The sequence below is a fragment of the Actinophytocola algeriensis genome, from assembly GCF_014203735.1.
Lineage (GTDB): Bacteria > Actinomycetota > Actinomycetes > Mycobacteriales > Pseudonocardiaceae > Actinophytocola > Actinophytocola algeriensis.
On sequence record NZ_JACHJQ010000001.1, the window covers coordinates 120,297 to 143,820 of the forward strand.

Annotated in this window: 22 protein-coding genes; 10 read left to right on the forward strand and 12 right to left on the reverse strand. The window is 72.3% G+C overall.

The window, feature by feature from the left end; all coding sequences use genetic code 11:
• Window positions 1-138 precede the first annotated feature (138 nt).
• Together rfbB and rfbD are read left to right on the forward strand one after the other, a co-directional pair.
• The gene (gene rfbB / locus FHR82_RS00580; protein WP_184808230.1) at window positions 139-1,131 is read left to right on the forward strand and encodes a dTDP-glucose 4,6-dehydratase; all 993 of its coding nucleotides are present in this window, start codon (window positions 139-141) and stop codon (window positions 1,129-1,131) included.
• Window positions 1,131-2,027: a dTDP-4-dehydrorhamnose reductase gene (gene rfbD, locus FHR82_RS00585; protein ID WP_184808231.1), complete on the forward strand. Its 897-nt coding sequence runs from the start codon at window positions 1,131-1,133 to the stop codon at window positions 2,025-2,027. The genes rfbB and rfbD overlap by 1 nt, the downstream gene beginning before the upstream one ends.
• Window positions 2,028-2,039: 12 nt before the next feature.
• On the opposite strand, the gene FHR82_RS00590 is transcribed toward rfbD, so the two are convergent.
• Window positions 2,040-2,966, reverse strand: a complete 927-nt coding sequence (locus FHR82_RS00590; RefSeq protein ID WP_221463236.1) for a hypothetical protein — start codon at window positions 2,964-2,966, stop codon at window positions 2,040-2,042.
• Window positions 2,950-3,507 carry a TetR/AcrR family transcriptional regulator gene (locus FHR82_RS00595; RefSeq protein ID WP_225943984.1) on the reverse strand — a complete coding sequence of 186 codons (558 nt, stop codon included), beginning with the start codon at window positions 3,505-3,507 and terminating at the stop codon, window positions 2,950-2,952. The genes FHR82_RS00590 and FHR82_RS00595 overlap by 17 nt, the downstream gene beginning before the upstream one ends.
• Before the next feature lie 54 nt (window positions 3,508-3,561).
• Here FHR82_RS00595 and FHR82_RS00600 point away from each other — a divergent pair, with 54 nt between their 5' ends.
• Window positions 3,562-4,203: an FMN-dependent NADH-azoreductase gene (locus tag FHR82_RS00600; protein ID WP_184809221.1), complete on the forward strand. Its 642-nt coding sequence runs from the start codon at window positions 3,562-3,564 to the stop codon at window positions 4,201-4,203.
• The gene (locus FHR82_RS00605) at window positions 4,200-4,514 is read left to right on the forward strand and encodes a DMT family transporter (protein ID WP_184808233.1); all 315 of its coding nucleotides are present in this window, start codon (window positions 4,200-4,202) and stop codon (window positions 4,512-4,514) included. Before FHR82_RS00600 ends, FHR82_RS00605 begins: the two co-directional genes overlap by 4 nt.
• Before the next feature lie 30 nt (window positions 4,515-4,544).
• Here FHR82_RS00605 and FHR82_RS00610 read toward each other — a convergent pair whose 3' ends face one another.
• The 3 genes from FHR82_RS00610 to FHR82_RS00620 all read right to left on the reverse strand — a co-directional run bounded on the left by FHR82_RS00610 (window position 4,545) and on the right by FHR82_RS00620 (window position 9,168).
• Window positions 4,545-5,624, reverse strand: a complete 1,080-nt coding sequence (locus FHR82_RS00610; protein WP_184808234.1) for a glycosyltransferase family 4 protein — start codon at window positions 5,622-5,624, stop codon at window positions 4,545-4,547.
• Window positions 5,617-8,139, reverse strand: a complete 2,523-nt coding sequence (locus FHR82_RS00615) for a glycosyltransferase (RefSeq protein ID WP_184808235.1) — start codon at window positions 8,137-8,139, stop codon at window positions 5,617-5,619. Before FHR82_RS00615 ends, FHR82_RS00610 begins: the two co-directional genes overlap by 8 nt.
• Window positions 8,140-8,202: 63 nt before the next feature.
• A complete protein-coding gene (locus tag FHR82_RS00620; protein WP_184808236.1) occupies window positions 8,203-9,168 on the reverse strand; it encodes a glycosyltransferase family 2 protein in 966 nt (321 codons plus the stop codon).
• Between the two features lie 36 nt (window positions 9,169-9,204).
• Between FHR82_RS00620 and FHR82_RS00625 the strand changes: the two genes are divergently transcribed.
• From FHR82_RS00625 to FHR82_RS00635, 3 genes are all read left to right on the forward strand, one after another.
• The gene (locus FHR82_RS00625) at window positions 9,205-10,335 is read left to right on the forward strand and encodes a glycosyltransferase family 4 protein (RefSeq protein ID WP_311770810.1); all 1,131 of its coding nucleotides are present in this window, start codon (window positions 9,205-9,207) and stop codon (window positions 10,333-10,335) included.
• Between the two features lie 69 nt (window positions 10,336-10,404).
• Window positions 10,405-11,553 carry a glycosyltransferase family 4 protein gene (locus FHR82_RS00630; protein WP_184808238.1) on the forward strand — a complete coding sequence of 383 codons (1,149 nt, stop codon included), beginning with the start codon at window positions 10,405-10,407 and terminating at the stop codon, window positions 11,551-11,553.
• 18 nt (window positions 11,554-11,571) lie between these two features.
• Window positions 11,572-12,432, forward strand: a complete 861-nt coding sequence (locus tag FHR82_RS00635) for a glycosyltransferase family 2 protein (protein WP_184808239.1) — start codon at window positions 11,572-11,574, stop codon at window positions 12,430-12,432.
• Between the two features lie 76 nt (window positions 12,433-12,508).
• Here FHR82_RS00635 and FHR82_RS00640 read toward each other — a convergent pair whose 3' ends face one another.
• Complete coding sequence (locus FHR82_RS00640) at window positions 12,509-12,904, reverse strand: hypothetical protein (protein ID WP_184808240.1); 396 nt, start codon at window positions 12,902-12,904, stop codon at window positions 12,509-12,511.
• A gap of 85 nt (window positions 12,905-12,989) precedes the next feature.
• On the reverse strand, window positions 12,990-14,093 hold the full coding sequence (locus FHR82_RS00645) for a mannose-1-phosphate guanylyltransferase (RefSeq protein ID WP_184808241.1): 1,104 nt from the start codon (window positions 14,091-14,093) through the stop codon (window positions 12,990-12,992).
• Window positions 14,094-14,126: 33 nt separating this feature from the next.
• Here FHR82_RS00645 and FHR82_RS00650 point away from each other — a divergent pair, with 33 nt between their 5' ends.
• Window positions 14,127-15,038: a DNA-3-methyladenine glycosylase family protein gene (locus FHR82_RS00650; protein WP_184808242.1), complete on the forward strand. Its 912-nt coding sequence runs from the start codon at window positions 14,127-14,129 to the stop codon at window positions 15,036-15,038.
• Between the two features lie 373 nt (window positions 15,039-15,411).
• Here the strand turns inward: FHR82_RS00650 and FHR82_RS00655 are convergent, their stop codons facing one another.
• From FHR82_RS00655 to FHR82_RS00670, 4 genes are read right to left on the reverse strand one after another with little or no spacing between them, the layout of a single operon-like run.
• Window positions 15,412-15,948, reverse strand: coding sequence for an NUDIX hydrolase (locus tag FHR82_RS00655; RefSeq protein ID WP_184808243.1), 537 nt, complete (start codon window positions 15,946-15,948; stop codon window positions 15,412-15,414).
• Window positions 15,945-17,114, reverse strand: coding sequence for a coenzyme F420-0:L-glutamate ligase (locus FHR82_RS00660; protein WP_184808244.1), 1,170 nt, complete (start codon window positions 17,112-17,114; stop codon window positions 15,945-15,947). The genes FHR82_RS00655 and FHR82_RS00660 overlap by 4 nt, the downstream gene beginning before the upstream one ends.
• Complete coding sequence (gene cofD, locus FHR82_RS00665) at window positions 17,111-18,097, reverse strand: 2-phospho-L-lactate transferase (RefSeq protein WP_184808245.1); 987 nt, start codon at window positions 18,095-18,097, stop codon at window positions 17,111-17,113. Before cofD ends, FHR82_RS00660 begins: the two co-directional genes overlap by 4 nt.
• Window positions 18,098-18,112: 15 nt before the next feature.
• A complete protein-coding gene (locus FHR82_RS00670; protein WP_184808246.1) occupies window positions 18,113-18,919 on the reverse strand; it encodes a site-2 protease family protein in 807 nt (268 codons plus the stop codon).
• A 286-nt stretch (window positions 18,920-19,205) separates the two neighbouring features.
• Between FHR82_RS00670 and FHR82_RS00675 the strand changes: the two genes are divergently transcribed.
• Window positions 19,206-19,538 (forward strand): WhiB family transcriptional regulator, encoded by a 333-nt coding sequence (locus FHR82_RS00675; RefSeq protein ID WP_184808247.1) that lies wholly within the window; start codon window positions 19,206-19,208, stop codon window positions 19,536-19,538.
• 36 nt (window positions 19,539-19,574) lie between these two features.
• Complete coding sequence (locus FHR82_RS00680; protein ID WP_184808248.1) at window positions 19,575-22,949, forward strand: glycosyltransferase; 3,375 nt, start codon at window positions 19,575-19,577, stop codon at window positions 22,947-22,949.
• Here FHR82_RS00680 and FHR82_RS00685 read toward each other — a convergent pair.
• Window positions 22,907-23,380: a metallopeptidase family protein gene (locus FHR82_RS00685; RefSeq protein ID WP_311770811.1), complete on the reverse strand. Its 474-nt coding sequence runs from the start codon at window positions 23,378-23,380 to the stop codon at window positions 22,907-22,909. The two genes, FHR82_RS00680 and FHR82_RS00685, sit on opposite strands and share 43 nt — an antisense overlap.
• Window positions 23,381-23,524 lie beyond the last annotated feature (144 nt).

Here is a 23,524-nt window from a genome sequence, read left to right on the forward strand (position 1 = left end):
GGACGCTCCTCCCCAACCCCCGTCAGAACTGCCCGTTAGGATACCGAGTCGTGACCTCGCCGGACGGGGTCTTGTTTATCGATTAGGACGCAATAGTGTCCGTCCCGGGTTGACTTCCCCGTGAGGAATGGGAGCTACATGCGAGTGCTGGTCACCGGCGGTGCCGGGTTCATCGGATCGCACTACGTCCGCAAGGCACTCGGTGGTGCGTACGCGTCGCTGTCCGACGCCGAGATCGTCGTGTTCGACAAGCTCACCTACGCGGGCAACGAAGCCAACCTGGCGCCGGTCAGGGACGACCCCCGGCTGCGGTTCGTCCGCGGTGACATCTGCGACGCCGACGCGGTCCGGCAGGTCATGGCGGGCGTCGACCTGGTCGTGCACTTCGCCGCCGAGTCGCATGTGGACCGCTCGATCCTCGGCGCGGCCGACTTCGTGATGACGAACGTGGTCGGCACGCAGAACCTGTTGCAGGCGGCGGTCGACGCGGGCGTCGGCAAGTTCGTGCACGTCTCCACCGACGAGGTGTACGGCTCGATCGAGTCGGGCTCGTGGCCGGAGACCCACCCGCTGGAGCCGAACTCGCCGTACTCGGCGTCGAAGGCGTCCTCGGACCTGCTGGCGCGGTCGTTCTACCGCACGCACGGGCTGCCGGTGTGCATCACGCGCTGCTCCAACAACTACGGGCCGTACCAGTTCCCGGAGAAGGTCATCCCGCTGTTCGTCACGAACCTGATGGACGGCAAGAAGGTCCCGCTGTACGGCGACGGTCTCAACGTGCGCGACTGGCTGCACGTCGACGACCACTGCCACGGCATCCAGCTGGTCGCCGACGGCGGCAGGGCGGGTGAGGTCTACAACATCGGCGGCGGCACCGAGCTGACCAACCTCGAGCTGACCAACCGGCTGCTGGTCGCGTTCGGTGTCGGCGACGAGATGGTCGAGCCCGTCGAGGACCGCAAGGCCCACGACCGCCGCTACTCCGTGGACATCACGAAGATCGCCGACGAGCTGGGTTACCAGCCGCTGATGTCGTTCGAGGAGGGGCTCGCGGGCACCATCGAGTGGTACCAGGAGAACCGCTCGTGGTGGGAGCCGCTGAAGGACCGCGCGAGGCTGCCCGGTAACTGATGCTGTCGCTACTGGTGCCCGGCGGGCACGGTCAGTTGGGTCGGGAGCTGGCGGCGCGCGCCGAGGTCGTGCGCGCGCCCGGCTCGGCGGAGCTGGATGTCACGAACGCGGGCGCGGTCGTCGAGGCGGTGAAGACACTCGCGTCCTCGGCCGCCGACAACGGCCTGTCACCGGTGGTGGTGAACTGCGCCGCCTACAACGCGGTCGACGCCGCGGAGACCGACGCGTCCCGGGCGTTCGCGATCAACGGCGACGGTCCCCGGCTGCTGGCGGCCGCGTGTGCCGCGCACAACGTGCCGCTGATCCACGTGTCGACCGACTACGTGTTCCCCGGCGACGGCGACCGCCCGTACGAGGTGACGGACCCCGTCCGGCCGAAATCCGCTTATGGCGCAACGAAAGCGGCCGGTGAGGACGCCGTACTCGGGTCCGGTGCGCGGGCCTGGGTCGTGCGGACGTCGTGGGTGTACGGCGCGTTCGGCGGCAACTTCGTGAAGACCATGGCGAAGCTGGCCGCGTCCCGCGACACGCTGTCCGTTGTGGACGACCAGCGCGGGTGCCCGACGTGGACCGGTGACCTGGCGAACGGGTTGCTGGAGCTGGCTTCCCTGGCGGGGACGGACAAGGCGCCGTCGTCCCGGCTGCTGCACTGCACGGGTACCGGTGACACCACGTGGTGCGCTTTCGCGCGCGCCGTGTTCGAGGAGCTGGGGCTCGACCCGGAGCGCGTGCACCCGTGCACGACCGAGGAGTTCCCCCGGCCTGCGCCGCGGCCCGCGTACTCCGTGCTGTCCGACCGCGCGTGGCGGGAGGCCGGGCTGACACCGATGCGTCCGTGGCGCGAGGCACTGGCCGTCGCCTTCACCGAGCACGGCGACCACTTCCGCAACCCGTAGGAACCGGTCGGCTCAGCGCCAGCCCTGCGGCGGGTAGCCCTGCTGCGGATACCCGTACGGCTGGGGATGTCCGTACGGCTGCTGGGGGTACGGCTGCGGTGGGTACGGCTGCTGCGGGTAGTACGGCTGCTGCGGCTGCGGATAGTAGGGCTGCGGCTGTGGTGGATAGCCCTGCTGCGGGTAAGGCTGCTGGTACTGCGGTTGTGGGTACTGCGGTTGCTGGTACTGCGGCTGGGGTTGCTGCTGCGGCGCGGGTGCCTGCTGCTGGACCTGCTGCTGTGGTGCCGGTGCCGGGTTGCCGGTGCCCCACAGGTGCGGCGGGATCACGGACATCAGCCGGCCCAGCTCACCGACCTTCGCCGACAGCTCCTCCGGCTTCACGCGGCCGAAGATCGGGTGCTTCACACACACGAGCTGGTCGCCCCACGTGGCCCAGTTGTGCAGCTTGTACTGCTTCATGACCGCGGTGATCTGCGGCGTCAACAGCTGCGTCGCGACCTGCGGGTCCGTGTCGACCAGCAGGTACGAGCGGTTCACCTTCTGGTCCGCGGTCTGCGGCGGCAGCGCGCCGTCCTTGTCGAAGTTCGGCTCGGCGTTGTCGAAGACCTGGAACTTCGGCAGCGTCGCCGGCAGCGTCAGCACCCACACGGTGTCGATGAGGATCGTGTCGACCGACATCGTGGTGACACCGAGCGACTTGTAGTTCGTCACCCTCGGCCGCCGGTGGTAGTCGAACGCGGTGAACGCGACCCCACCGGCCAGCCCGGACACGACGCCGAACGCCATGCGCTTGTCGCCGACCTCCGTGAACGGCTTCAGCGGCCATTTGTCCAGCAGCTCCGGCGCGTCCTGCGCGAAGCCCCACCCCTGGCTCGACGCGAGCGCCTGGCGCTCGTAGTTCGTCGCCTGGATCCGTTTCGCCTCATGGGTGTCCACCACGCCCGGAGAGTACCCCGGCCGCCAGCGCCGCCAGTGCGGAACGCTGCCGTTCGAGATCGACACCGAGGGATCGCTGGTGTGCGAACACATCCGGGGCCAGCGGGGCGAGCAGCACGTCGACGAGCGCGTCCGGATCCGGCAGGTCCGTGATCAGCGACCGCACGTGCGCGCGCCAGAACCCGTACGCCCCGGTCGCGAACCGGGACGCGCCGACCTCCGTGCCGAGGACGAGGTGCACGTGCCGGTCGAGCAGGCCGAGCATCGCGTCGTAGAAGGCGGCCAGTCGCTCGGCGCCCGGCGCGCCGGGCCCGAGCGGTGGCGGCCCCTCGATGAGCTGGGCCTGGAGGTCCTTCTCGTGCTGGTCGAGCAGGGCCACCGCGATCGACGCGCGGTCGGGGAAGCGCCGGTAGAGCGTGCCGCGGCCGACGCCTGCGGCCTTGGCGATGTCGTCCATGGTGACGTCGGCGGCGCCGCGGGTGGCGAACAGCTCCTGCGCCGCGGCGAGCACCTTCGCCTGGTTCCTGGCGGCATCGGCTCTCATGGCGGCCAGCCTAGGGGAATAAGCGGACATCGTGCCCGGTTCGAACTGGACATGATGTCCACTTTGCTGCACCTCGACGCCAGCGCGCGTACCCGTTCCTTCTCCCGCCGCCTCTCCGCGCGGTTCGCGTCGTCCTGGCGCACCGCCCATCCGTCCGGCCGGTACCTGTACCGCGACCTCGCCGCCGAGCCGGTCCCGCACGTCACCGAGGCGTGGACCGAGCTGTGCGACGCCGTGCTCGGCGCCGGGATCACCGACATCGGCCGCTACCGGGAGGTCGTCCGCACCCCCGCGCAGCGGGCGGCGTGGGCGGTCCTGGCGCCGCTGCTCGACGAGCTGGTCGCCGCCGACACCGTGCTGATCGGCACGCCCATGTACAACTTCTCCGTGCCCGCCGCGCTGAAGGCGTGGATCGACCAGGTGACGTTCCCGAGGATGTCCTTGCGGGGCAAGCGGTTCGTGGTCGCGGGTGCGCGCGGTGGGACGTACCTGCCCGGTACGCCGCGGGCACCGTTCGACCACGAGGAGCGCTACCTGCGCGACTTCTTCGCGGGCCACTTCGACGTGCCGGACGTGGAGTTCGTGCACGCCGAACTGACCAACGCGCTCGTCGACCCACGGCTGGCCTCGCGGCGGGACGAGCAGGAGGCCTCCCTCGCGGCCGCGCTGGCCCGCATGGACGAGGTGGCGACGTGAACTGGCTGCTGCTCCTCAGCGCCGGGGTCGTGGAGGTCGCGTGGGCGCAGAGCATCAGGCCGACGGAGAACTTCACGCGGCCGCTGCCGACGCTCGTGTGCTTCGTGCTGTGCGCGGCCGCGGTGTACCTGCTGTCGCTCGCGATGCGGACCGTGCCAGTGGGCACGGCGTACGCGGTGTTCACCGGCATCGGCGCCGTCGGCGCGGTCGCGCTCGGGGTGGTGCTGTACCGCGATCCGCTGACGTGGAGCCGGCTCCTCGCGCTCGCGCTGATCGTGGGCGGAGTCGTGCTGACCCGCGCGACGGGGTGAGGGAGGCGAGGACCCGGCGGAGGGCGCGGCTCAGCCGATGGCTTGGCGGTACGCCGCGACCGTCAGTTCCGCGGTGCGCCGCCACGTGAAGCCGGCGGCATGGGTGCGGCGTGCGGTGAGGGCAGTCGGGGACAGGGGCTCGGCCAGTGCCTCGGTGAGGGCCGAGCCCATCGCCTCCACGTTCCCGAACGGCACGAGCGTCGCGTGCCCGCCCGCCACCTCACGCAGCGCGGGCACGTCCGAGCACACCACCGGCACGTCGCACGCCAGCGCCTCCAGCACCGGCAACCCGAAGCCTTCGTCCCGTGACGGCAGGACCAGCGCCGACGCGCCCGCCACGACGCTCCGCAGGTCCACATCGGACAGGTAGCCGATCGTCGTCACCGTGCTGTCGGCCCGGTTGTGACCCGGTCCGGCGAGCACGAGCGGCGGCAGGTCCGGGGTGTTCTCGTGTGCCTTCTGCAGCCAGTCCAGCGCCTTGCGCGGCCCGGCGGCCCCGACGAACAGCAGGTACTCCTTCGGCAGCCCGACCCGGCGCCGCAGCGCCTCGCTCGGCGGCCGGGCGGTGAACCACGCCAGGTCGATGCCCAGCGGGGTCACCACCACCTTGTCCGTCGCCAGCCCGAACCGGTCGATCACCACGTCGGCGACGGCCCTCGTCGGCGTGCACACGACGTCCGCGCGGGCGGCCGACTTCGCCACCAGCAGCGGCAGCTGCTCGTCCGACGGCGGCAGGTCGCCGGGGGAGTCCAGGAAGTCGAGGTCGTGGATCGTCAGCACCCCGGCGGCCCGCAACGCGGGCGGGAGCACGAAGTTGGTGCCGTGCACGACATCCGTCAGTCCGGCGAACAGCTCGATCGGCGGGAACGGGGCCCGCAGCCAGCAGCGCCGCAGCAGCCGCGCCGACACCGGCATGCCCCGCGACCGGGCGCCGTGCGGGAGGACCTTGCGCAGCTTCCGCCAGCCCCGCAACGTGAACGCCACCGCCCGCATGTCCACTTCGGACATCGACGCCAGCTCCTCCGCCAGCGCGGCCGTGTACCGGCCGATGCCGGTCCGGGAACCGAGAAGCGGGGTGCCGTCCAGCAGCACCTTGACGGGCCTAGTCATCGCCGCGGCCCTTCCGCAGGCGTTCCGCCGCGAGGCGTTTCACCCGGCCCGCCGCGCGGCGGGTCAGCTCCGCCGGGCCGCCGTTGTCCAGGTAGGACCGCACCAGGTCCAGGTCCCGGCGGAACGTGCCGCCCACGCCCAGCGGCTTGTTGCGCACCAGCGGGGCCGTGCCCGGCAGCCGGTCCGCCGACGGGGACGGGTTGCGGCAGAACGACACCAGCGGCGCCAGTGCCGTCTCCCACGTGAAGCGCTCCCGCACGACGGCGATCCGCATCCGGGCGGCGTCCGCGAACTCCTTGTCGTACAACACCTTCTCCAGCGCGTCCGCCAGTGCGTCCGGGTCCTCGGCGGGCACCACCACACCGAGCTGCTCGGTGCGGACCAGGTCGGCGAACGCGTCGCCGTCGGTCGTCACGATCGGCAGGCCGGTCCACAGGTAGTCGAGGACCCTGGTGCGGAACGCGAACGTCGTCTCGACGTGCTCGTAGTGCGTGGTGACCCCGCAGTCCGAGTCCAGCAGCCAGTTCTGCCGTTCCGCGTAGGGGACCCACGTCTCGTTGAAGAACACGTGCTTGCCGGTCAGGTCGAGCCGCCCGGCCAGCGCCCTGGTCCGGGCGCCGATGTCCATGTCCGGCACCTCGGGGTTCGGGTGTTTCATGCCGAGGAACAGCAGCCGCACGTCCGGTTGCCGCCGCGACAGCCGGTCCACGGCGTGCAGCAGCGTCAGCGGGTCGAACCAGCTGTACACCCCGCCCGCCCAGATGATCACCTTGTCGGCGTCGCCGACGAGCCTGCCGCGGATCGGGGACGCCGTGCGCTGCGGTGGCTTGCCCGGCAGCCCGAACGGCGCCACCGCCAGCAGCGACCGGACCGTCGGGTCGCTGTCGTACAGCGACGGGGTCAGCCTGCCCAGCGCGGTCAGGTGGCCGAGCCAGAAGTGCCGCTGCCGCTCCGACGCGCACAGGAAGAAGTCGCCGCGCTCCAGCTGCGCGTTGAGGACGTTCGTGACACCGATGAGGTCCAGCTCGCGCTGCTCGTCGGTGTCGTCCTTGCCCTGTTCGAGCAGCTCGAGGTGCATCGGGTCGTACATGTCGCAGACCACGATCTTGGTGTTGGCGGCCTTCTTCAGCTCCGGCACCATCTCCAGCGCGTGGCCCTGGAGCACCACGACGTCGGCCCACGCGACGTGCGGGGACAGGTCGCGCTGCTTCGCCTGCGCCACCGCGAACGGCGCCTCGGGCGGCGCGAACAGCGGGTTGACCGTGACGAGCCGGACCTCGTGCTCCCCGGCGAGCACGTCGGCCATGTTCCACGCGCGGATCGCCGGGCCCGCCATGCGTTCGGTGAGCGCGTCACCGGTGACGACGAGGACCTTCCGCCGCGCGCCGAACGCCTCCTCCAGGCCGAACACCTCGACGAGCACGTCGTGCGCGGCGAGGTAGCGCGGCAGCGGGTAGGCGGGCTCCATCGCCCTGCGCATCAACGGGATCAGGTCCGCGTCGGACCGCACGCGGGCGGCCTGCTCGGTCTGCCGCGACGCCGCCAGTGACGGCAGCAGCTCCACGAACTGATCGATGGCGAGGATCCCGGCGAGGGTGGTGCGGGGGATCTCGACGGTGGCCGACCCTGTGTCCGGCTTGCCGATCTCGAGCTGGGTCGGGTCGATGTCGCCGCGGGCGGTCGCGCGGCGGACCGCGAGCGCGAGGGCCGCGGGCAGGGCCTTCGCGAGCGTCGAGTCGGAGACGTTCTTGTACAGGGCCGCGAGCGCGTTGCGCTCCAGCAGGTACAGCTCCCGCGCGTTGTCCGGGGAGTCCACTTTGGACATCGAGGCGTGGTGGCGGTGGAAGGTGAGCGAACGGGGCTCGTAGCGCACCCGCCAGCCCCGCAGGTTCAGCCGCCAGCCGAGGTCGACGTCCTCGTAGAACATGAAGAACCGCTCGTCGAACCCGCCGAGCCGCCGGTACACCTCGGCCCGCACGAACATCGCGGAGCCGGTCGCGAACAGGACGTCCTTCGCGACGTCGTGCGAGCCGGCCGGGAAATCGCTGACCGGCTGGCCCGCGTGCCGCTTGTAGCCCATGCCGAACCAGGTCAGCCCGGCGTCGACGAAGTCGATGTGCTCGCCGTCCCAGTCGAGGACCTTGCTGGCGACGGCGGCGACGGTCGGCTCGGCCTTCAGCACGTCGACGGCCGCGGTCACCCAGTCGCGGTGCGGGCGGGCGTCGTTGTTGAGGAACGCGAGGACGGTGCCGGTCGCGTGCCGCGCGCCGACGTTGCAGCCGCCCGCGAAGCCCAGGTTGGCGCCCGACTCGACGACCTCGACGCCGGGCACCTGTTGCCTGATCCGCTCCGCGCTGCCGTCGCCGGACGCGTTGTCCACGCAGACGAGCTGCAGCCGCTCCGCGGGGTAGTCCAGTTCCTCGCGCAGGGCGCGCAGGCAGGTGATCGTGTCCTCGGCGCCGCGGTAGTTCACGACGATGACCGAGACGACGGGTCGTAGCGCCGGATCGGGCACTCGTGCTCCTCGGGGTTTGTGCAGTGGGGTCCAGCCTGCCCCATCACACCATGTGACGAGCGGTCAACCGGGCGAGTTCAACGATCTTGCTACCCGCCACACCGCCGAACGGGGGATTTCGGCGAGGTCGGTGACGGCCTTGCGTTCGCGAAGAAGTTGCGGGAGCGAACCGGCGAGCTCCCCGAGCACCCGCAGCCGCAACCGGACCCGGAAGTTCCACGGCGTCCCCGGCCGTCTTTCCGGGCGTCGGGCCAGCCTGCGGAGCGGGAGCAGGGCGGTGATGGCCGCGAACCGCGCGACCTCGCGCACCGCGACGCCGCCGGGCGCGCAGCGGATGAGCATGGCGAGCCGGTTGCGTTCGTTCCACAGGTGGAACAGCCGCGACCCCGGCTGTGTGCTCGCGCCGTGCCGGTGGGTCACCCGCGCGGTGGGTACCGACACGATCGTGTGATTCGCCAGCCGCAGTCGCCACGCGGTGTCGGTGTCCTCGTAGTAGCAGAAGAACCGGGCCGGTACGCCACCCGCGTGCCGCAGCGCCTCGGTCCGCAACAGCACCGCGCCACCGCAGAACCCGAACACCGGCCTGGGCCCGGCTGCCTCGTCGACCAGGTCCACGCCGTGCCCGTCCGCCGTGAGCCCGACGCCGATCGAGAGCACCGCGCCGTCGAGCCCGGCCATCCGCGACCCGGCCGCCGCGGCCTGTTCGTCCTGGTCGAGCGCGTCCTCGAGGGCCGCGAGCCAGTCCGGCGCGGGCTCGGCGTCGTCGTTGAGCCACGCCGTGAACTCGGTGCCGACCGCGGCGTGCCGGTCGACCGCGGCGAGCGCGCCCGCGTACCCGGTGTTGGTCGGCAGCCGCAGCACCTCGGGCCTGGCCGGGTGGGCCGCGAGGATCTCCTCGGTGCCGTCGTCGGAGGCGTTGTCGACCACCAGCAGCCGGTGCGGCCGGGTCTGTGCGGCCACGGCGTCCAGACAGGCGCTGACATGGCCCTTCCCCCGCCAGGTGACGACCACGATCGTGCTGCGTGTCATCGGGCCGGTCACAGCGCGAAACCGTACCCTGAGCCGGTGCCAGAGCTCGTCGTGCTCACCGAGCAGCTCCTCGCGCCCGTCCCCGGCGGGACCGGGCGCTACACCCGCGAGCTGCTCACCGCGATGGCTGTCGCCGCGCCGTCCGACTGGACCGTGGCGACGGTGACCGCGACGCACCGCGACCTCGCGCCCGCGGTGGTGCCGAACATCGCGGGCCCGCGTGCGCTGCCGCTGCCGCGCCGCGGCCTCACCGCCCTGTGGGAACGCGGCGTGCACCTGTGGCCCGGCGGCGATGCCGTCCACGCGCCGACCCCGCTGGCCCCGCCTGCCGTCAAACGCGGCCGCAGCCTCATCGTGACCGTCCACGACACCGTGCCGTTCACCCATCCGGAGACGCTGACCCGCCGCGGCGCGGCGTGGCACCAGGCCGCCATCCGTCGCGCCGCGGAACGCGCGAACGCGATCGTCGTGCCGACCGCCGCGGTCGCCGAGGAGCTGCACGAGTACGCGCCGGGCCCGGCGACGGTCGCGGTCGTCGGCCACGGCGTGCCGGAGGTGTTCCGCCAGCACATGGACCCGGGCCTGGCCGCGCTGAAGACCGGCAGGCTGCGGCTGCCGGAGAACTACGTGCTCGCGGTCGGCACGGTCGAGCCCCGCAAGGGCCTCGACGTGCTGGTCCGCGCGATGGCGCGGTCGCACGCGCCGGACCTGCCGCTCGTGGTGGTCGGCCCGCGCGGCTGGGGCGAGGTGAACCTGGTGGAGCTGGCCGCCGAACACGGCCTCCCCGCCAACCGCCTGTACGTGCTGGGCCGCGTCGACGACGAGGACCTGTCGGCGATCCTGCGGCGCGCGAGCGTGCTGGCGGTGCCGAGCCGCGCCGAGGGCTTCGGCCTGCCGGTGCTGGAGGCCATGGCGGTGGGGACGCCGGTGGTGCACACGGACGTGCCGGCGCTGGTCGAGGTGGCGGGTGGCACCGGCCTGACCGTGCCGAGGGGGAACGCGGACGCGCTCGCGAGTGCGCTGCGGGAGGTCGTGGACTCGTCGGTGGCGACGTCCGAGCGGGTCACGCAGGGGTTGCTCCGGGCCGCCGCGTTCACGTGGGAGCACGCCGCGGCCGAGCTGTGGCGGTTGCACGTGCGATTTTTCGACATGGCCAACGCACGGTGACCATGACGTCGGTGGGTTTTTCACCCAGTCGTGATAGCTGGCGGTGGCGGCAGTCGTAGTCTGCTACCCGTGGCTGATCCCCGCGTACTGATCGACGCGACCGCTGTGCCCGCGGATCGTGGTGGCGTCGGCAGGTACGTGGACTCGCTCGTGTACGCCCTCGACTCGGACGGCGCGCCGATCACCGTCGTCTGCCAGCCGAGGGACGTCGAGCTGTACGGCAGGCTGGCGCCGCACTCGCGGATCGTGCCGACGTCGGAGTCCAACGCGACGCGTACCGCACGGCTGACGTGGGAGCAGACGACGCTGCCGAGGCTCGTGCGCAGGCTGGGTGTCGACGTGCTGCACTCCCCGCACTACACGACCGCCCTGGCCAACCCGGTGGCGTCGGTGGTCACCCTGCACGACGCGACGTTCTTCACCGACGCGGTGCTGCACCACTCGATCAAGGCCCGCTTCTTCCGCGCGTGGACCCGCACGGCGCTCGCGAGGGCGTCCCTGTGCGTGGTCCCGTCCGCCGCGACCGCCGCCGAGCTGGGCCGCGTCGCGAGCGCGAAGCCGGACCGACTGGAGATCATCCAGCACGGTGTCGACAACGACAGGTTCCACGTGCCGACGCTGGAGGAGGTGTCGGCGGCGCGGCGCCTGGTCGGGCTGGGTCCGGACACCCCGTACGTGGCCTTCCTCGGCGCGCTGGAGCCGCGCAAGAACGTCCCGTCCCTGATCCGCGGCTTCGCGGCCGCGTGCCGGGGCAGGTCTGAGCCGCCCGCGCTGGTCCTGGCAGGTCAGCCGGGCTGGGACCGCCAGGTGGAGCGCGCGCTGGACGACGTGCCGCACCGGTTGCGGGTCATCCGGGCCGGGTATCTGCCGTTCGACAACCTGGCGGGTTTCCTGGGCGGCGCGACCCTGGTGGCGTACCCGTCGCTCGGCGAGGGCTTCGGCCTGCCGGTCCTGGAAGCCATGGCGTGCGGCGCGTGCGTGCTGACCACCCGCAGGCTGGCGCTGCCGGAGGTGGGTGGCGACGCGGTGGCGTACTGCGGCGTCGGCGCGGGCGACATCGCGGCGGCCCTGACAGAACTGCTGGACGACGCCGCTCTCCGGGCCAGTCTCGCCACCGCGGCGCAGCGGCGGGCGAAGGAGTTCTCGTGGCTGACGAGCGCCGAGGGACACCGGGTGGCGTACGAGAAGGCGTACCGGGCGCACCGCCGTTCGCGGTGACGGGCAGAATGTTCCGGCGTGTCTGAGGATTATGGCCAGGAGCTGGCAGTCGTCATCGTGACCTACTCGCCGGGCGAGACGCTCGAGCGGTGCCTCGACACGCTGGAGAAGGCCACGACCAGGCCGTATCAGGTCATCCTGGCGGACAACGGCTCGGTCGACGGCGCGCCGGAGAAGGCCGCGTCCCGGTCGAACGTGACGTTGCTCCACACCGGCGGCAACCTCGGGTACGGCACCGCGGCCAACCGCGGCGTCGAGACCCTGGGCCCGGAGTACGGGTGGATCGTGGTGGCGAACCCGGACCTGGAGTTCGGCGCCGGGTCGCTGGACGAGTTGTTCTCCGCCGCTTCCCGCTGGCCTCGCGGCGGGGCGTTCGGGCCGTTGATCCGGGAGCCGTCCGGGAAGGTCTACCCGTCGGCGCGGCTGGTGCCGTCCATCGGCAAGGGGATCGGGCACGCCGTGGTCGGCCGGGTGTGGGCCGCCAACCCGTGGACCAGGGCGTACAAGCAGTCGTCGGAGTCAGTGGTGGAGCGGGAAGCCGGGTGGCTGTCCGGGTCCTGCCTGCTGATGCGACGCGCGGCGTTCGATTCCGTCGACGGGTTCGACCCCCGGTACTTCATGTACTTCGAGGACGTGGACCTCGGGGACCGGCTGGGGCGGGCCGGGTGGCAGAACGTGTACGTGCCGTCGGCCGAGGTGGTGCACATTCAGGGGCACTCGACCGCGCGCGCTTCCGAGCGGATGTTGGCTGTGCACCACGAGAGTGCGTACCGGTTCATCGCCGACCGGCACCAGGGGGCGCGGTGGGCGCCGGTCCGGGCCGGGGTCAAGGCCGGTTTGGCGCTGCGGTTGAAGGCGGAGACCCGCAAGAAGGCCTGACGCCCGCCACCTGACAATTGGCCTTACCAGACAACAAAAGGCACACCCGTCCCGGCCCAGCCCGGCCAGCCGGACCTCAGCCCTCGAGCCGCTGGGACAGGCTCCCAGTCGTCGGCGGCTCCTTGAGCGTGGGCACGAGCCCTTCAACCTCTTCGGGCTCTCTCGTGGCGGCCTCCCGGGCAGCCAGCATGTTCTGGTGCTGCTCCAGCCGCCGCTGCCGGGACCGAGGCCCGGGATGCGGCACGGCAACCACGTCGGTCAGTGCTTCTTGCGCGATCGCAGGCAGCTCAGCCGCGGGGACGACCATCGTCTGCTCGGGGTCCCGCTCGTCGGCCGCTGCTACCACGGCTCGCGGGATCTGCAGCGTGTTCGCGGCGTCCATCGGCGATACGGCGCTCTCCGGAGTCACCACGAAGGCGCCTCGCGCTCGGGCCCGCGCCAGGATGGCGTCGGCCCGCTCACGGGGGTCCATACGTCGACCTCATCCCTGTCGCGTCGTCGATGTTGGGGTCCAGGGTATTCCTAATTCGGCTCCGCGTCAGCGAAGATCCGGGAAATCACACGTGGGCGGCGTGACCCTTTTCCCTTAGCAACTCTGTGAGCTTCTTGATGTCCTGCGCCCGGTCGCGCCGGCAGACCAGCACGGCGTCGGCCGTGTCGACCACGATCAGGTCCCGTACGCCCAGCGTGGCGATCACCCTGGACGAGCACGGGACCGCGATGACCCCGTCGCCGTCGATGACCACGACCGGGGGCCGGTCGCCCTGGACGTCGACCACGCGGGCGCCGCCGTCGATGTCCCGGCCCAGCAGTTCACCGAGCGTCTCGAAGTCACCGATGTCGTTCCAGCCGAAGTCACCGGGAACCGTGGCGACCTTGCCCTCCGCCGCGGCCGGTTCCATCACCGCGTACTCGACCGCCACCTTCGGGATCGTGGGCCACAGCTCGCCCAGCACCGCCTCCTGCGCGTCGGTGTCCCACGCGCGGGCGATCTCGCGGACCGGGTCGTGCACGTCCGGGCGCCGCGCCGCCAGCTCGGCCAGGAAGACCTCGGTGCGCCACAGGAACATGCTCGCGTTCCACAGGTACTCGCCCGACGCGACGTACTCCGTGGCCACCTGGTGGGTCGGCTTCTCCTTGAACTCCAGCACCCGCTGCCGCTGCCCGGCCACCGAGGGCGCCGACAGCTGCAGGTAGCCGTAGCCGGTCTCCGGCCTGGTCGGGGTGATGCCGATGGTCATCAGCTTGCCGTCGCGCGCACCGGCGATGGCGTCCCGCACGACGTCGGAGAACGCGGCGGTGTCGGCGATGAGGTGGTCCGCGGCGAACGACGCCATCACGCCACCCGGCGCGCGCTGTTCGATCACGGCCGCGGCCAGTGCGATCGCGGCGCAGGAGTCGCGGGCGAAGGGCTCGACGAGGATGTTGCGCTCCGGCAGCTCCGGCAGCTGTCGCGCCACCGAGGTCGCGTGCGCGACACCCGTCACCACCAGCAGGTTCTGCGCCGTGCACAGCGGGGCGAGCCGGTCGAAGGTCGCCTGCAGCAGTGAGCGGTCGGTGCCCGTCAGCGCGTGCAGGAACTTCGGGTTCGCGGCTCGGGACAGCGGCCACAGCCGGGTGCCGCTGCCGCCCGCGGGCACCACCATGTGCAGGTCGCTCATCTGTCCAACATAACGGGGGTACCGTGGCGGCTCGTGCAGGCATCTCGTGAGCGCACCTGGCGGCCGGACTTCCCGCTGGACCTGGGTGCCGTGCTGCGCCCGCTGCGCAGGGGCGTCTCCGACCCGGCGTTCTGCACCACACCGACGGGCGTGACCTGGATGGCCGCCAACACCCCGGCGGGCGTCGGCACGCTCGCGCTGCGCTGGGTGGGCGGCGCGGTCCGCGCGACCGCGTGGGGCGACGGTGCACAGGTCCTCCTCGACGGCGTGCCCGCGATGCTCGGCGCCGAGGACGACGACTCCGACTTCGAGGCCCACCACCCGCTGATCCGCGAACTGCGGCGGCGGATGCCCGCGCTGCGGCTCGGCGCGACCGGCCGGGTGTGGGACCTGGTGGTGCCGTCCGTGCTGGAACAGCGGGTCACCAGCACCGAGGCCCGCCGCTCGTGGCGCGACCTGTGCCGCCGCTACGGCACCCCGGCACCCGGCCCCGCCCCGAAGGGCATGTACGCGCCCCCGCTCCCGCGGACCATCGACGACATCCCGGACTGGGTGTGGCACCGGGCGGGCGTGGACCTGTCCCGCCGCAAGGCGATCGTGGCCGCGGCCCGCGTGGCGCACCGCCTGGAGAAGGCCGCCGAACTACGCGGCCGAGCGGGCCGCGACCTGCTGCGCACGGTGCCGGGCATCGGTTTCTGGACCGCCGCCGAGATCGCACAACGCGCCTGGGGCGACGCGGACGCGGTCAGCGTCGGCGACTTCCACATCCCGGGGCTGGTCGGCCACGCACTGCTGGGCCGCAAGGTCGACGACGAGGGCATGCTCGAGGTGCTGCGCCCGTACGCCCCGCACCGGCACCGCGTCGTCCGCTACATCGAGGCCGGCGGCCCCGGCAAACCCCGCTACGGCCCACGCTTCGCGCCGACGGACTACCGCGATATCTGATGAGCCTGGATCCATCTCTGGTCTCGGTTGCTTCGGCGGGTGGGTGTGCCCTCCGGGGGCTCCTCGCCGGAGGGGCACGTCTCTGGGATCGCAGGGAGCCCCTTGGTGGCGGGCTTCCGCCGCGTGCTCGGTTGGCCTTCGTGCCGTGAAAGGCGCTTTCGGGACGTGGACCGTTGTGATGAAGGGGTCCTTCATCGCGCCGGGCGTTACGAAGGGGCCCTTCATCGCAGTGAGCGCAATGAAGGGGTCCTTCGTCACACCGGGCGCAATGAAGGGGTCCTTCGTCACGGTGAGCGCAATGAAGGGGTCCTTCATCACGCCGGGCGTTACGAAGGGGTCCTTCGTGGCATCGCTGCTGTCTCGACAGCGGCTTTCAGGGTATTGCCGCCAGCATCGCGTCCAAGCCCGTCGTGCCCGTGGGGTCCGGCGGCAGCGCGTGCACCGGCCACCAGCGCAGGTCGAGTGACTCGTCACTGCGGACCGTCACCGCGCCCTCGGGTGCGGTGACGACGAACCGTACGTCGAAGTGCCTGGTCGGCACGCCAAGCGAGCACGTGATCGGGTGGACGTCCACGTGCAGCGGCGTCTTCTCGATCACCAGGCCCTCGATGCCCGACTCCTCCGAGGCCTCCCGCAGGGCGGCGCCCACCAGCGTCTCATCGGTCTCCTCGCAGTGGCCGCCCAGCTGCAGCCACGCGCCGACGCGCGGGTGCAACGTCAGCAGCACCTCGGATCCCGTCGAGTCGAGGACCAGCGCCGACGCGGTGATGTGCCCTGGTTCGCAGGAGCGCATGCAGGCGTCCGGTCGGGCCGCAAGGAAACCGAGGAACGCCTCCCGCAGCGACCGCTGACCGGGATTTCCCGGCCGCCAGTCGGTCAATGTGGTGAACGCGTCGTCGTGCAGGGTCATCGCTGAATGAACCGTTCGTCGAGGTCGGCGGGTGGCTGGGGAACGAGCGGGTCGACCGGGTGGCCCAGCGCGACCGCGCCGAGCGGCGCCCACGGCAGGTCCAGCATCGACCGCACCGGCTCCGGGTCCGGGATCGGCACCCAGTACGCGCCGAGGCCCGCCGCGGCGAGCGCCACCAGGAGGCCACGCACCGCGGCACCCGCCTCGAACGCGGCACCGGACACGAGCACGACCTCCGGCGCGTCGATCGCCAGCTCGTCCAGCAGCCGCTTGCGCTGCTCGGCGACGTGCGCGAACCGGACCGGCCCGGCTGTGGTGAGCGCCGCTGCCACCGCGTCCCGCAGCACGTCCTCTGCCACGGGCTCGTCGGAGAACGACCGCGTGCCCGCCAGCAGCACCGCCTCGCGCCTGCCCTGTGCGATGGCCTCCTCGGTGCCCAGGCGGAACAGGTCCTCGTCGACCGGGCGGATCAGGTCGCGGGCCGTGGACGTCTCCGAGCCGATCGTCAGCCCGCGCACGACCGCGACCGGCAGCGCACCGAGCTTGCCCTTCACCAGGTCCGCGGCCGCCGCGACCTCGTCCGCCACCGCGATCTCGGTGACCGCCAGCTCGTTGCCCTGCCGGTCGACCTGCCCCCGGTAGCCGTGCAGCACCCGCAGGCCCGACGACCCGATCGCGGCGTCGGTCTGCCCGACCCGCCACGCGCGGCCCATCGTGTCGGTGATCACGACCGCCACCTCGACCCCGAGCCGCTCGGCCAGCCCGCGCCGCAGCGCGAGCGCCGACGCGTCCGGGTCGGCGGGCAGCAGCGCCAGCTCGTCGGTCGCCACGTTGGACGCGTCGATGCCGGATGCGGCCTGGACGATGCCGAGGCGGTTCTCGGTGATGAGCGTCCGCGCCTTGCGCGCGATGATCCGCACCGACTCCTCGAACACCAGCCGGCGCCGGATCCGGTCCCGCTCATCGGGATCGGCGGGCACCCGCACCAGCCGTCCCTCCACTTTGGACACGACCTTGCTCGTCACGACGACGATGTCGCCGGACCGCAACCAGCGCGCCGCGTTCGCGATCGCACCGGAGAGGTCGTCCCCCGGCCGGAACTCCGGCAGTCCCGCGACCGGCAGGATCTCGACCTTGCCCTCGGCGGCGTGATCACCCGCGATCATGGTTCGCTCCGCGAGCTCCGCTCACCGGAGACCCCGGCGAGGTCGAAGGCGGCACGCACCATCGCGGCCGTGGCGTCCACATCGGACATCAGGAGCGGCACCGCGCGCACCTCGACGTCCGGCACGGACGCGGTGTCACCGGTGTGCACGAGCCAGCCGTCGAGGATCCCGTCCGCGCCGGACCGGGCGCCGTAGTGCCGCCCGACCGCCTCGGCGGTGGTCGCCACGCCGATCGCGGTGAGGCACGCGTCGGCCATGCCGCGCACCGGCTTGTCGTTCACGATCGGCGAGATCCCGACGACCTTCGCGCCCGCCTTGACCAGCGCGGTCCGCACGCCCGGCACGGCGAGGATCGTGCCGACGCTCACCACCGGGTTCGACGGCGCGAGCAGGATCACGTCCGCCTGCGCGATGGCGTCCAGCACACCCGGCGCGGGCGTCGCCTCGTCGGCGCCGATCGGCGCGATCGAGTGCGCGGGCAGCGCGGCCCGGTGCCTGATCCACCACTCCTGGAAGTGCACGGCCGCGCGCTCACCGGTGTCCGGGTCGTCGATCACGACGTGCGTCTCGACCCGGTCGTCGGTCATCGGCAGCAGCCGCACCCCGGGCTGCCACCGGGCACACAGGGCCTCGGTGACCTGCGACAACGGGTAGCCCGCGCGCAGCATCCGCGAGCGGACCAGGTGGGTGGCGATGTCCTTGTCGCCCAGCCCGAACCACTCCGAGCCCGCGTCGTAGGCCGCCAGCTCGTCCTTGACGGTCCACGTCTCGCCGACCCGGCCCCAGCCGCGTTCGGTGTCGATCCCGCCGCCGAGGGTGTACATGCAGGTGTCCAGGTCCGGGCAGATCCGCAGGCCGTGCAGCCACACGTCGTCACCGGTGTTCACGATCGCCGTGATCTCGTGCCCGGGTCCGAGCGCGTGCTTCACCCCCTGCAGGAATCGCGCCCCACCGACACCACCGACCAGCACCACAACATTCACGGTGCCAATCGTGCCTCACGACCAGAAACGGAACGCGTCCGATCCGAATGCCGGGAGGTTGAAGAGGTAGCCGAAGGCGGCGTACTGCTCGTTGATGGCGTCGCCGCCGATGGCCCCGTACAGGCTGTAGGCCACGTCGAAGAAGGCCCTGCCGACCGTGGGCAGCCCGATCAGCACGGCGAACAGGATCAGCGGCGCCCACGGCCGGGCCTTCGCGCCGAACCGCTGCGCCTGTGGCGAGAGCCACGGCTCGAGCGCGCCCCAGCCGTCCAGGCCCGGGATCGGGAGGATGTTCAGCACGAACGCGATGATCTGCAGCATCGCCAGGTAGGACAGCGCGGCGGCGAGCCAGAACGTGGGCTGGAACACGGCCACGGCGATCATCAACAGGATCCCGAGCAGCAGGTTGAAGAACGGGCCCGCGAGCGACACGGCGGATTCGACGCGCTTGTTCCGCAACGAGTGGTGGTTGATGAACACCGCACCGCCCGGCAGCGGGATGCCGCCGATCGCGAGGATCAGCAACGGCAGCACGATGCTGAACACCGGGTCGGTGTACTTGCGGGGGTCCAGGGTCAGGTAGCCCTTGAAGTAGACCTCGCGGTCGCCGCCCCGGTACGCGACGTAGGCGTGGCCGAACTCGTGGAGGCACAGGGAGACACCCCAGCCCGCGAGCACCAGCAGGAAGGTGCCCGCGCTCACCGTCACATCCGGTTGGCCGTACGGTTCCGCGTTGCTGAACGCGACGAGCACCCCGCCGCCGATGGTGAGGGCGAGGATGGCGAGGAACACGGGCGAAGGCCGGACCGATGATCGCTGCACACCACGAGTCTGCCAGTACCCGTTTCGGCCCCTGCGCTCCTCCGCGTCGCTACGCTCCCCAAAGCGCGGTGTCCGGTCGCCGTGCGGGTGTTGGGTTTTCCTGATATTGCGACATCTTGTCGAGCGATTTCCGTTTGCCCCATAGGGCATCACCCGCCCGGGTGCTTCGCTTGACGCGCCGCGATTACACGGGTGTAATCACATCGATGTCATTCGCCACGAGTGGAGTAGTGGTGGGTGGTGTCCGCCAACCCGGGGAGCGCGAAAGGCGAGGAGGCGGACGGGCATGCAGGGAATCGAACTGAACGATCTGACCAGTGGGAGTGGTGGCGTCGTGGAGTGGGGGGAACGCCCGTCGGAGGAGTTGGGCGTGCTCGCCGAGTTGTTCGACGACGCGGACGAGCAGGAGTGGCAGGAGCGCGCACTGTGCGCGCAGACAGACCCGGAGGCGTTCTTCCCGGAGAAGGGTGGGTCAACCCGGGAAGCCAAGCGCATCTGCCAGGGATGTGACGTCCGCGCGGAGTGCCTCGAGTACGCACTCGGGCACGACGAGCGGTTCGGCATCTGGGGCGGACTGTCGGAGCGGGAGCGGCGCAAGCTGAAGAAACGCGCGGTGTAGCGGCAAAACCGAACCGGTTCATGGCATCTTGTGCGAATGCCACGAATCGGCTCTCGGGGGACCACCCCGGTGCTGCGCACCGCACCAGTGCTCGCGGTACTCGTCTGCCATGACGGCGAGGAGTGGCTGCCGACGGCTCTGTCGGCGTTGCGTGCGTCGGCGCCGAGGCCACGGCATGTGCTTGCCGTGGACACGGGCTCGGTCGACGGCACGCCACGCCTGCTGAGCGACGCCGCGCGCGGTGAGGACCGCGTCCTCGACGGGGTGCTCACACGCGACCGCGAAACCGGTTTCGCGGCGGCCGTCCAGGACGCGGTGTCCGCCGCGATCGAACGCTGGGGCGACCCCGGCGGCTGGATCTGGGTGCTGCACGACGACTGCGCGCCGGACCCGGAGTGCCTCGCGACGTTGCTGACCGCGGCCGAGGCGTCGCCGTCGGCCGGCGTGCTCGGTCCGCTGGCGCTCGACTGGGACGACCCCCGGCTGGTGGTGGAGGCGGGCCTGTCGACCGACGCGTCCGGGCACCGGCAGACCGGGCTCGGACCGTCCGAAGTGGACTGGGCGCGGCTGGGGCAGGAGATCAGGCAGAGCACCGAGGTGCTCGCCGTGCCGTCCGCGGGGATGCTGGTGCGGCGCGAGCTGTGGGAGCGGCTCGGCGGGTTCGACGCGGAAATCACGTTGCTGCGTGAGGACATCGACTTCGGCTGGCGTGCCAACCGCGCCGACAGCGTGGTGCTGTGCGTGCCCGCCGCGCGGATGCGGCACGCGCGTGCGGTGACCACCGGGCTGCGGCGGGTCGACGCGCCACGCGCGTCCGTGGCGGCCGTCGAACGGGCACAGGCGGTGCGGACGTTCCTCGTGAACTGCTCGCTGCCGTCGTTCCTCATCGGCGTGCCGCGGCTGGTGCTGCTGTCGCTCGTGCGCGCGCTCGGGTTCGGCATGCAGCGGCGGCTCGTCGAGGCGCGTGCCGAACTCGGCGCGGCCGGGTTCCTGCTGAGCGGCGCCGCCGGGCTGCTCGAAGGCAGAACGCTGCGGCGCGCCACCGTGCGGATCCGCGGTGTGCACGGACTGTTCACCTCCCGGTTGACCCGACTGCGCAACGGGATGCGGGCGACGGTCGCGCACCTCGTGCGGCGGCGGCTGCAGGCGGACGCGGCGCTCGGGCGGCTGCCGGACGCGGTGGTGGTGCCCGCGGAAGCACCGGTGGCGCCCACGCACATCGAGTCGATCCGGTTACCGGTCGGGCCCGCCGCGCTGCCGGCGGGCGCGACCGGACGCATGCGCAGACCGGCCGGGCTGCGCCGACCGCCGACCGCGGTGGCCGTGGCGCTGACCGTGCCGGACGCGGAGACGCCGTACGGGTTGCGGCCCAGCCCGCACCGGCGGCCGTCGCCGGTCCCGCGCGACGGGTCCGGTGTGCGGAAGCCGGACCTGGTGCTCGTGGAGGTGGACCGGGCGCGGCTCGCGCGGCAGGTGTTCCTCGCGCCGCCGGTCCTGCTGTTCTTCGGGCTGCTCGCGGTGGCCCTGTACGTCAACTGGGGGCGGCTCGGGCTCGACCTCGCCGGCGGGCGGCTGCTCCCGGTGCCGGACCTCGCCGCGACCTGGTCGTCCTACCTCGCGACCTGGCACCCGGTGGCCGGCGGCACCGCGTCGCCAGCGCCGGCCGCGCTCGCGATCATCGGCGGTCTGGGCGCGCTGCTCGCGCCCGTTGGCGGCACACCGGCGGCCGTCGCGGTGCTCCTGCTCGGCAGCATGCCGCTGTCGGGTCTGCTCGCCTATGTCGCCACGCGGCGGCTGCCGGTGCACCGCTGGGTGCGGGCGCTGGTGGCGGCCGCGTACGCGTTGCTGCCGCCCGCGACCGCCGCGGTCGCGCAGGGCAGGCTCGACGTGGTCGTCGCGCACCTGCTGGTGCCGCCGGTGACGGCCGGGATCGTCGCGCTGCTCGGGCGGTCGCGGACGAACTCGTCCGCGTGGCTGTCGACGGCCGCGTCCTCGGCGTTCGGGCTCGCGGTCATCGGCGCGTTCTCCCCGCTCGTGCACCTGCTGCTGCTCGCGTACGCGCTGGCGGGGTTCGTGGTCGTGCCCGGCTACCGGGGGACCGGCAAGCGGCGCGTCGCCGCGTTGTTCGTGGTGGTGCTGATGCCGCTCGCGCTGCTGCTGCCGTGGCCGGCGGTGGTGATCCAGCACCCGGGTGTCGTAGTGCACGGGCTCGGCGCGCTCGTGCCGACCCCGGTCGCGTCGCTCGTGGACCTGATGGCGCTCAACCCCGGCGGGCCCGGCGCGTGGCCCGTGGTCGGGCTGGTCGTCGCGGTGTTCGCGGTGGTCGGGATCGTGGTGCGGCCGCGGCGGACGGCCATCCCCGGGATGGCGCTGGCGGTGCTCGGCGGCTGCGCGGTGGCGCTGGTGCACTTCATGGGCGCGACCCCGATCACCGGCGGGACCGCCATGTTCGGGTGGACGGGCGCCGCGCTGGTGGTGGCCGGGTGGGGACTGCTGAGCGCGCTGCTCGGGGTGTGCCGGACCGGTGGGCCGGTGATCTCATGGGTGCGGCCCGCGGCGGTGCTGGGCGTGCTGGGCGTGCTCGGCCTCGCGGTCGGCGCGGTCGGCGCGGGCCCGGCAGGCCCGCTGACGGCGGACGCGCCGCGCCTGGCGAGCACGCTGCAGCGGGAGCTGGCGGACACCGGCCGGTGGGTGCTGGTGCTGGCCGACGGCGATCCCCTCGAACCGCGCATGACGGCCGGGCGCATGCCGTCGTTCGGCGACGACGACCTCGCGCCGGTCGACGACGCGAGCGGGATCCGGGGCCTGTCGGAGGTGCTGCGCGCGGACCCGAAGGTGGGTGTCGCGCAGGCGGCGGCGTCGGGTGTGCTGTTCGTGGTGGTGCCGACCGAGGCCGAGGCGACCCAGCTGCGTGAGTCGGCGGGTGACCTGGTGGCGGAGGCGCCGCCGATGTCCGACGGCAGGCCGGTGCTGCGGCTGCAGCCCGCGGCAGGACAGGTGACGCTGCTGTCGCCGGAGCTGGCGCGGCGGGCGGTCACCGGCGGCGAGCCGCCGACGGACCTCGGCGCGGCGGGCATCGTGCCGGTGGAGGCGGCGCCGCCGTCGGTGGCGGTGCGGGTGTCGGACGGCCCGGCCGGGCGGCTGCTGGTGCTCGCCGCGGAGGAGGAACCGGGCTGGAAGGCGACGATCGACGGCGAGCCGGTGCCGATCGTCCGCGCGTGGAACCACCTGGTGGCGGTGTCACTGCCGACGAGGTCGGCGGAGGTGCGGCTGGAACAGCCGACGGCGCTGCGCAGCGTGCTGCTGCTGACCCAGGCGGCGATGGTCTTGTTCACGGTGCTGACGGCGATCCCGAGCCGCCAGGGCCGTCAGGGCCCGCCCTCGATGATGGTCGGGTCGACGCCGAGGTAGTTCGCCACCTGGTCGACGAGGACGTGGTGGACGAGGTCGGCGAGGTCGCCGCCGTCGCGAGCCCTGGCCTCGAGCGGGCGGCGGAACAGCACGATCCGCGCCTTCGTCGGCATGCCGCGGCGGTCCATGCCGGCCGGGACCAGCCGGGCGAGCGGCACGCCGGCGTCGGTGAGCGTGCCGTCGGACTCGATGTCCGGGTCGTCACCGCGGACGTCCGGGACGTCGTCGACGGCGATGTCGAGCTTCGTCAGCTCGGTCCGCCAGCGGGCCTCGATCGGCTCCAGCGCGGCGAGCACGAGCGCGTCGAACCGCTCGGCCCGCGTGGACGCGGCGGGCAGCGTCGAGGGGTACAACGCCCCGCGCAGCCCGCGGCCGTGACGGTCCCGGTTGGGGCGCCGCCGCCGCTTCAGCCTGCCGCGAGTCGAGGTCACGGAGTCGAGCGTATCGAGAGCGTGAAGACACGCGGGAGCGGAGGGAGCGAAGCGACCCGTCCAACGCGAAGCGCAGGAGCGAAGCGACCCGATCAAACACGGTGTGGCGAGGGGCCTTTTCCATCCGGACGCGCTATCGTCCAC

Coding starts and splice junctions, on each gene's coding strand:
- FHR82_RS00610 (WP_184808234.1), bottom strand. CDS start 5,624: ATGACTAGGCCCGTCAAGGTGCTGCTGGACGGCACCCCGCTTCTCGGT.
- FHR82_RS00640 (WP_184808240.1), bottom strand. CDS start 12,904: ATGGACCCCCGTGAGCGGGCCGACGCCATCCTGGCGCGGGCCCGAGCG.
- FHR82_RS00600 (WP_184809221.1), top strand. CDS start 3,562: ATGTCCACTTTGCTGCACCTCGACGCCAGCGCGCGTACCCGTTCCTTC.
- FHR82_RS00595 (WP_225943984.1), bottom strand. CDS start 3,507: ATGAGAGCCGATGCCGCCAGGAACCAGGCGAAGGTGCTCGCCGCGGCG.
- rfbB (WP_184808230.1), top strand. CDS start 139: ATGCGAGTGCTGGTCACCGGCGGTGCCGGGTTCATCGGATCGCACTAC.
- FHR82_RS00675 (WP_184808247.1), top strand. CDS start 19,206: ATGCAGGGAATCGAACTGAACGATCTGACCAGTGGGAGTGGTGGCGTC.
- FHR82_RS00655 (WP_184808243.1), bottom strand. CDS start 15,948: ATGACCCTGCACGACGACGCGTTCACCACATTGACCGACTGGCGGCCG.
- rfbD (WP_184808231.1), top strand. CDS start 1,131: ATGCTGTCGCTACTGGTGCCCGGCGGGCACGGTCAGTTGGGTCGGGAG.
- FHR82_RS00680 (WP_184808248.1), top strand. CDS start 19,575: ATGCCACGAATCGGCTCTCGGGGGACCACCCCGGTGCTGCGCACCGCA.
- FHR82_RS00660 (WP_184808244.1), bottom strand. CDS start 17,114: ATGATCGCGGGTGATCACGCCGCCGAGGGCAAGGTCGAGATCCTGCCG.
- FHR82_RS00620 (WP_184808236.1), bottom strand. CDS start 9,168: ATGACACGCAGCACGATCGTGGTCGTCACCTGGCGGGGGAAGGGCCAT.
- FHR82_RS00645 (WP_184808241.1), bottom strand. CDS start 14,093: ATGAGCGACCTGCACATGGTGGTGCCCGCGGGCGGCAGCGGCACCCGG.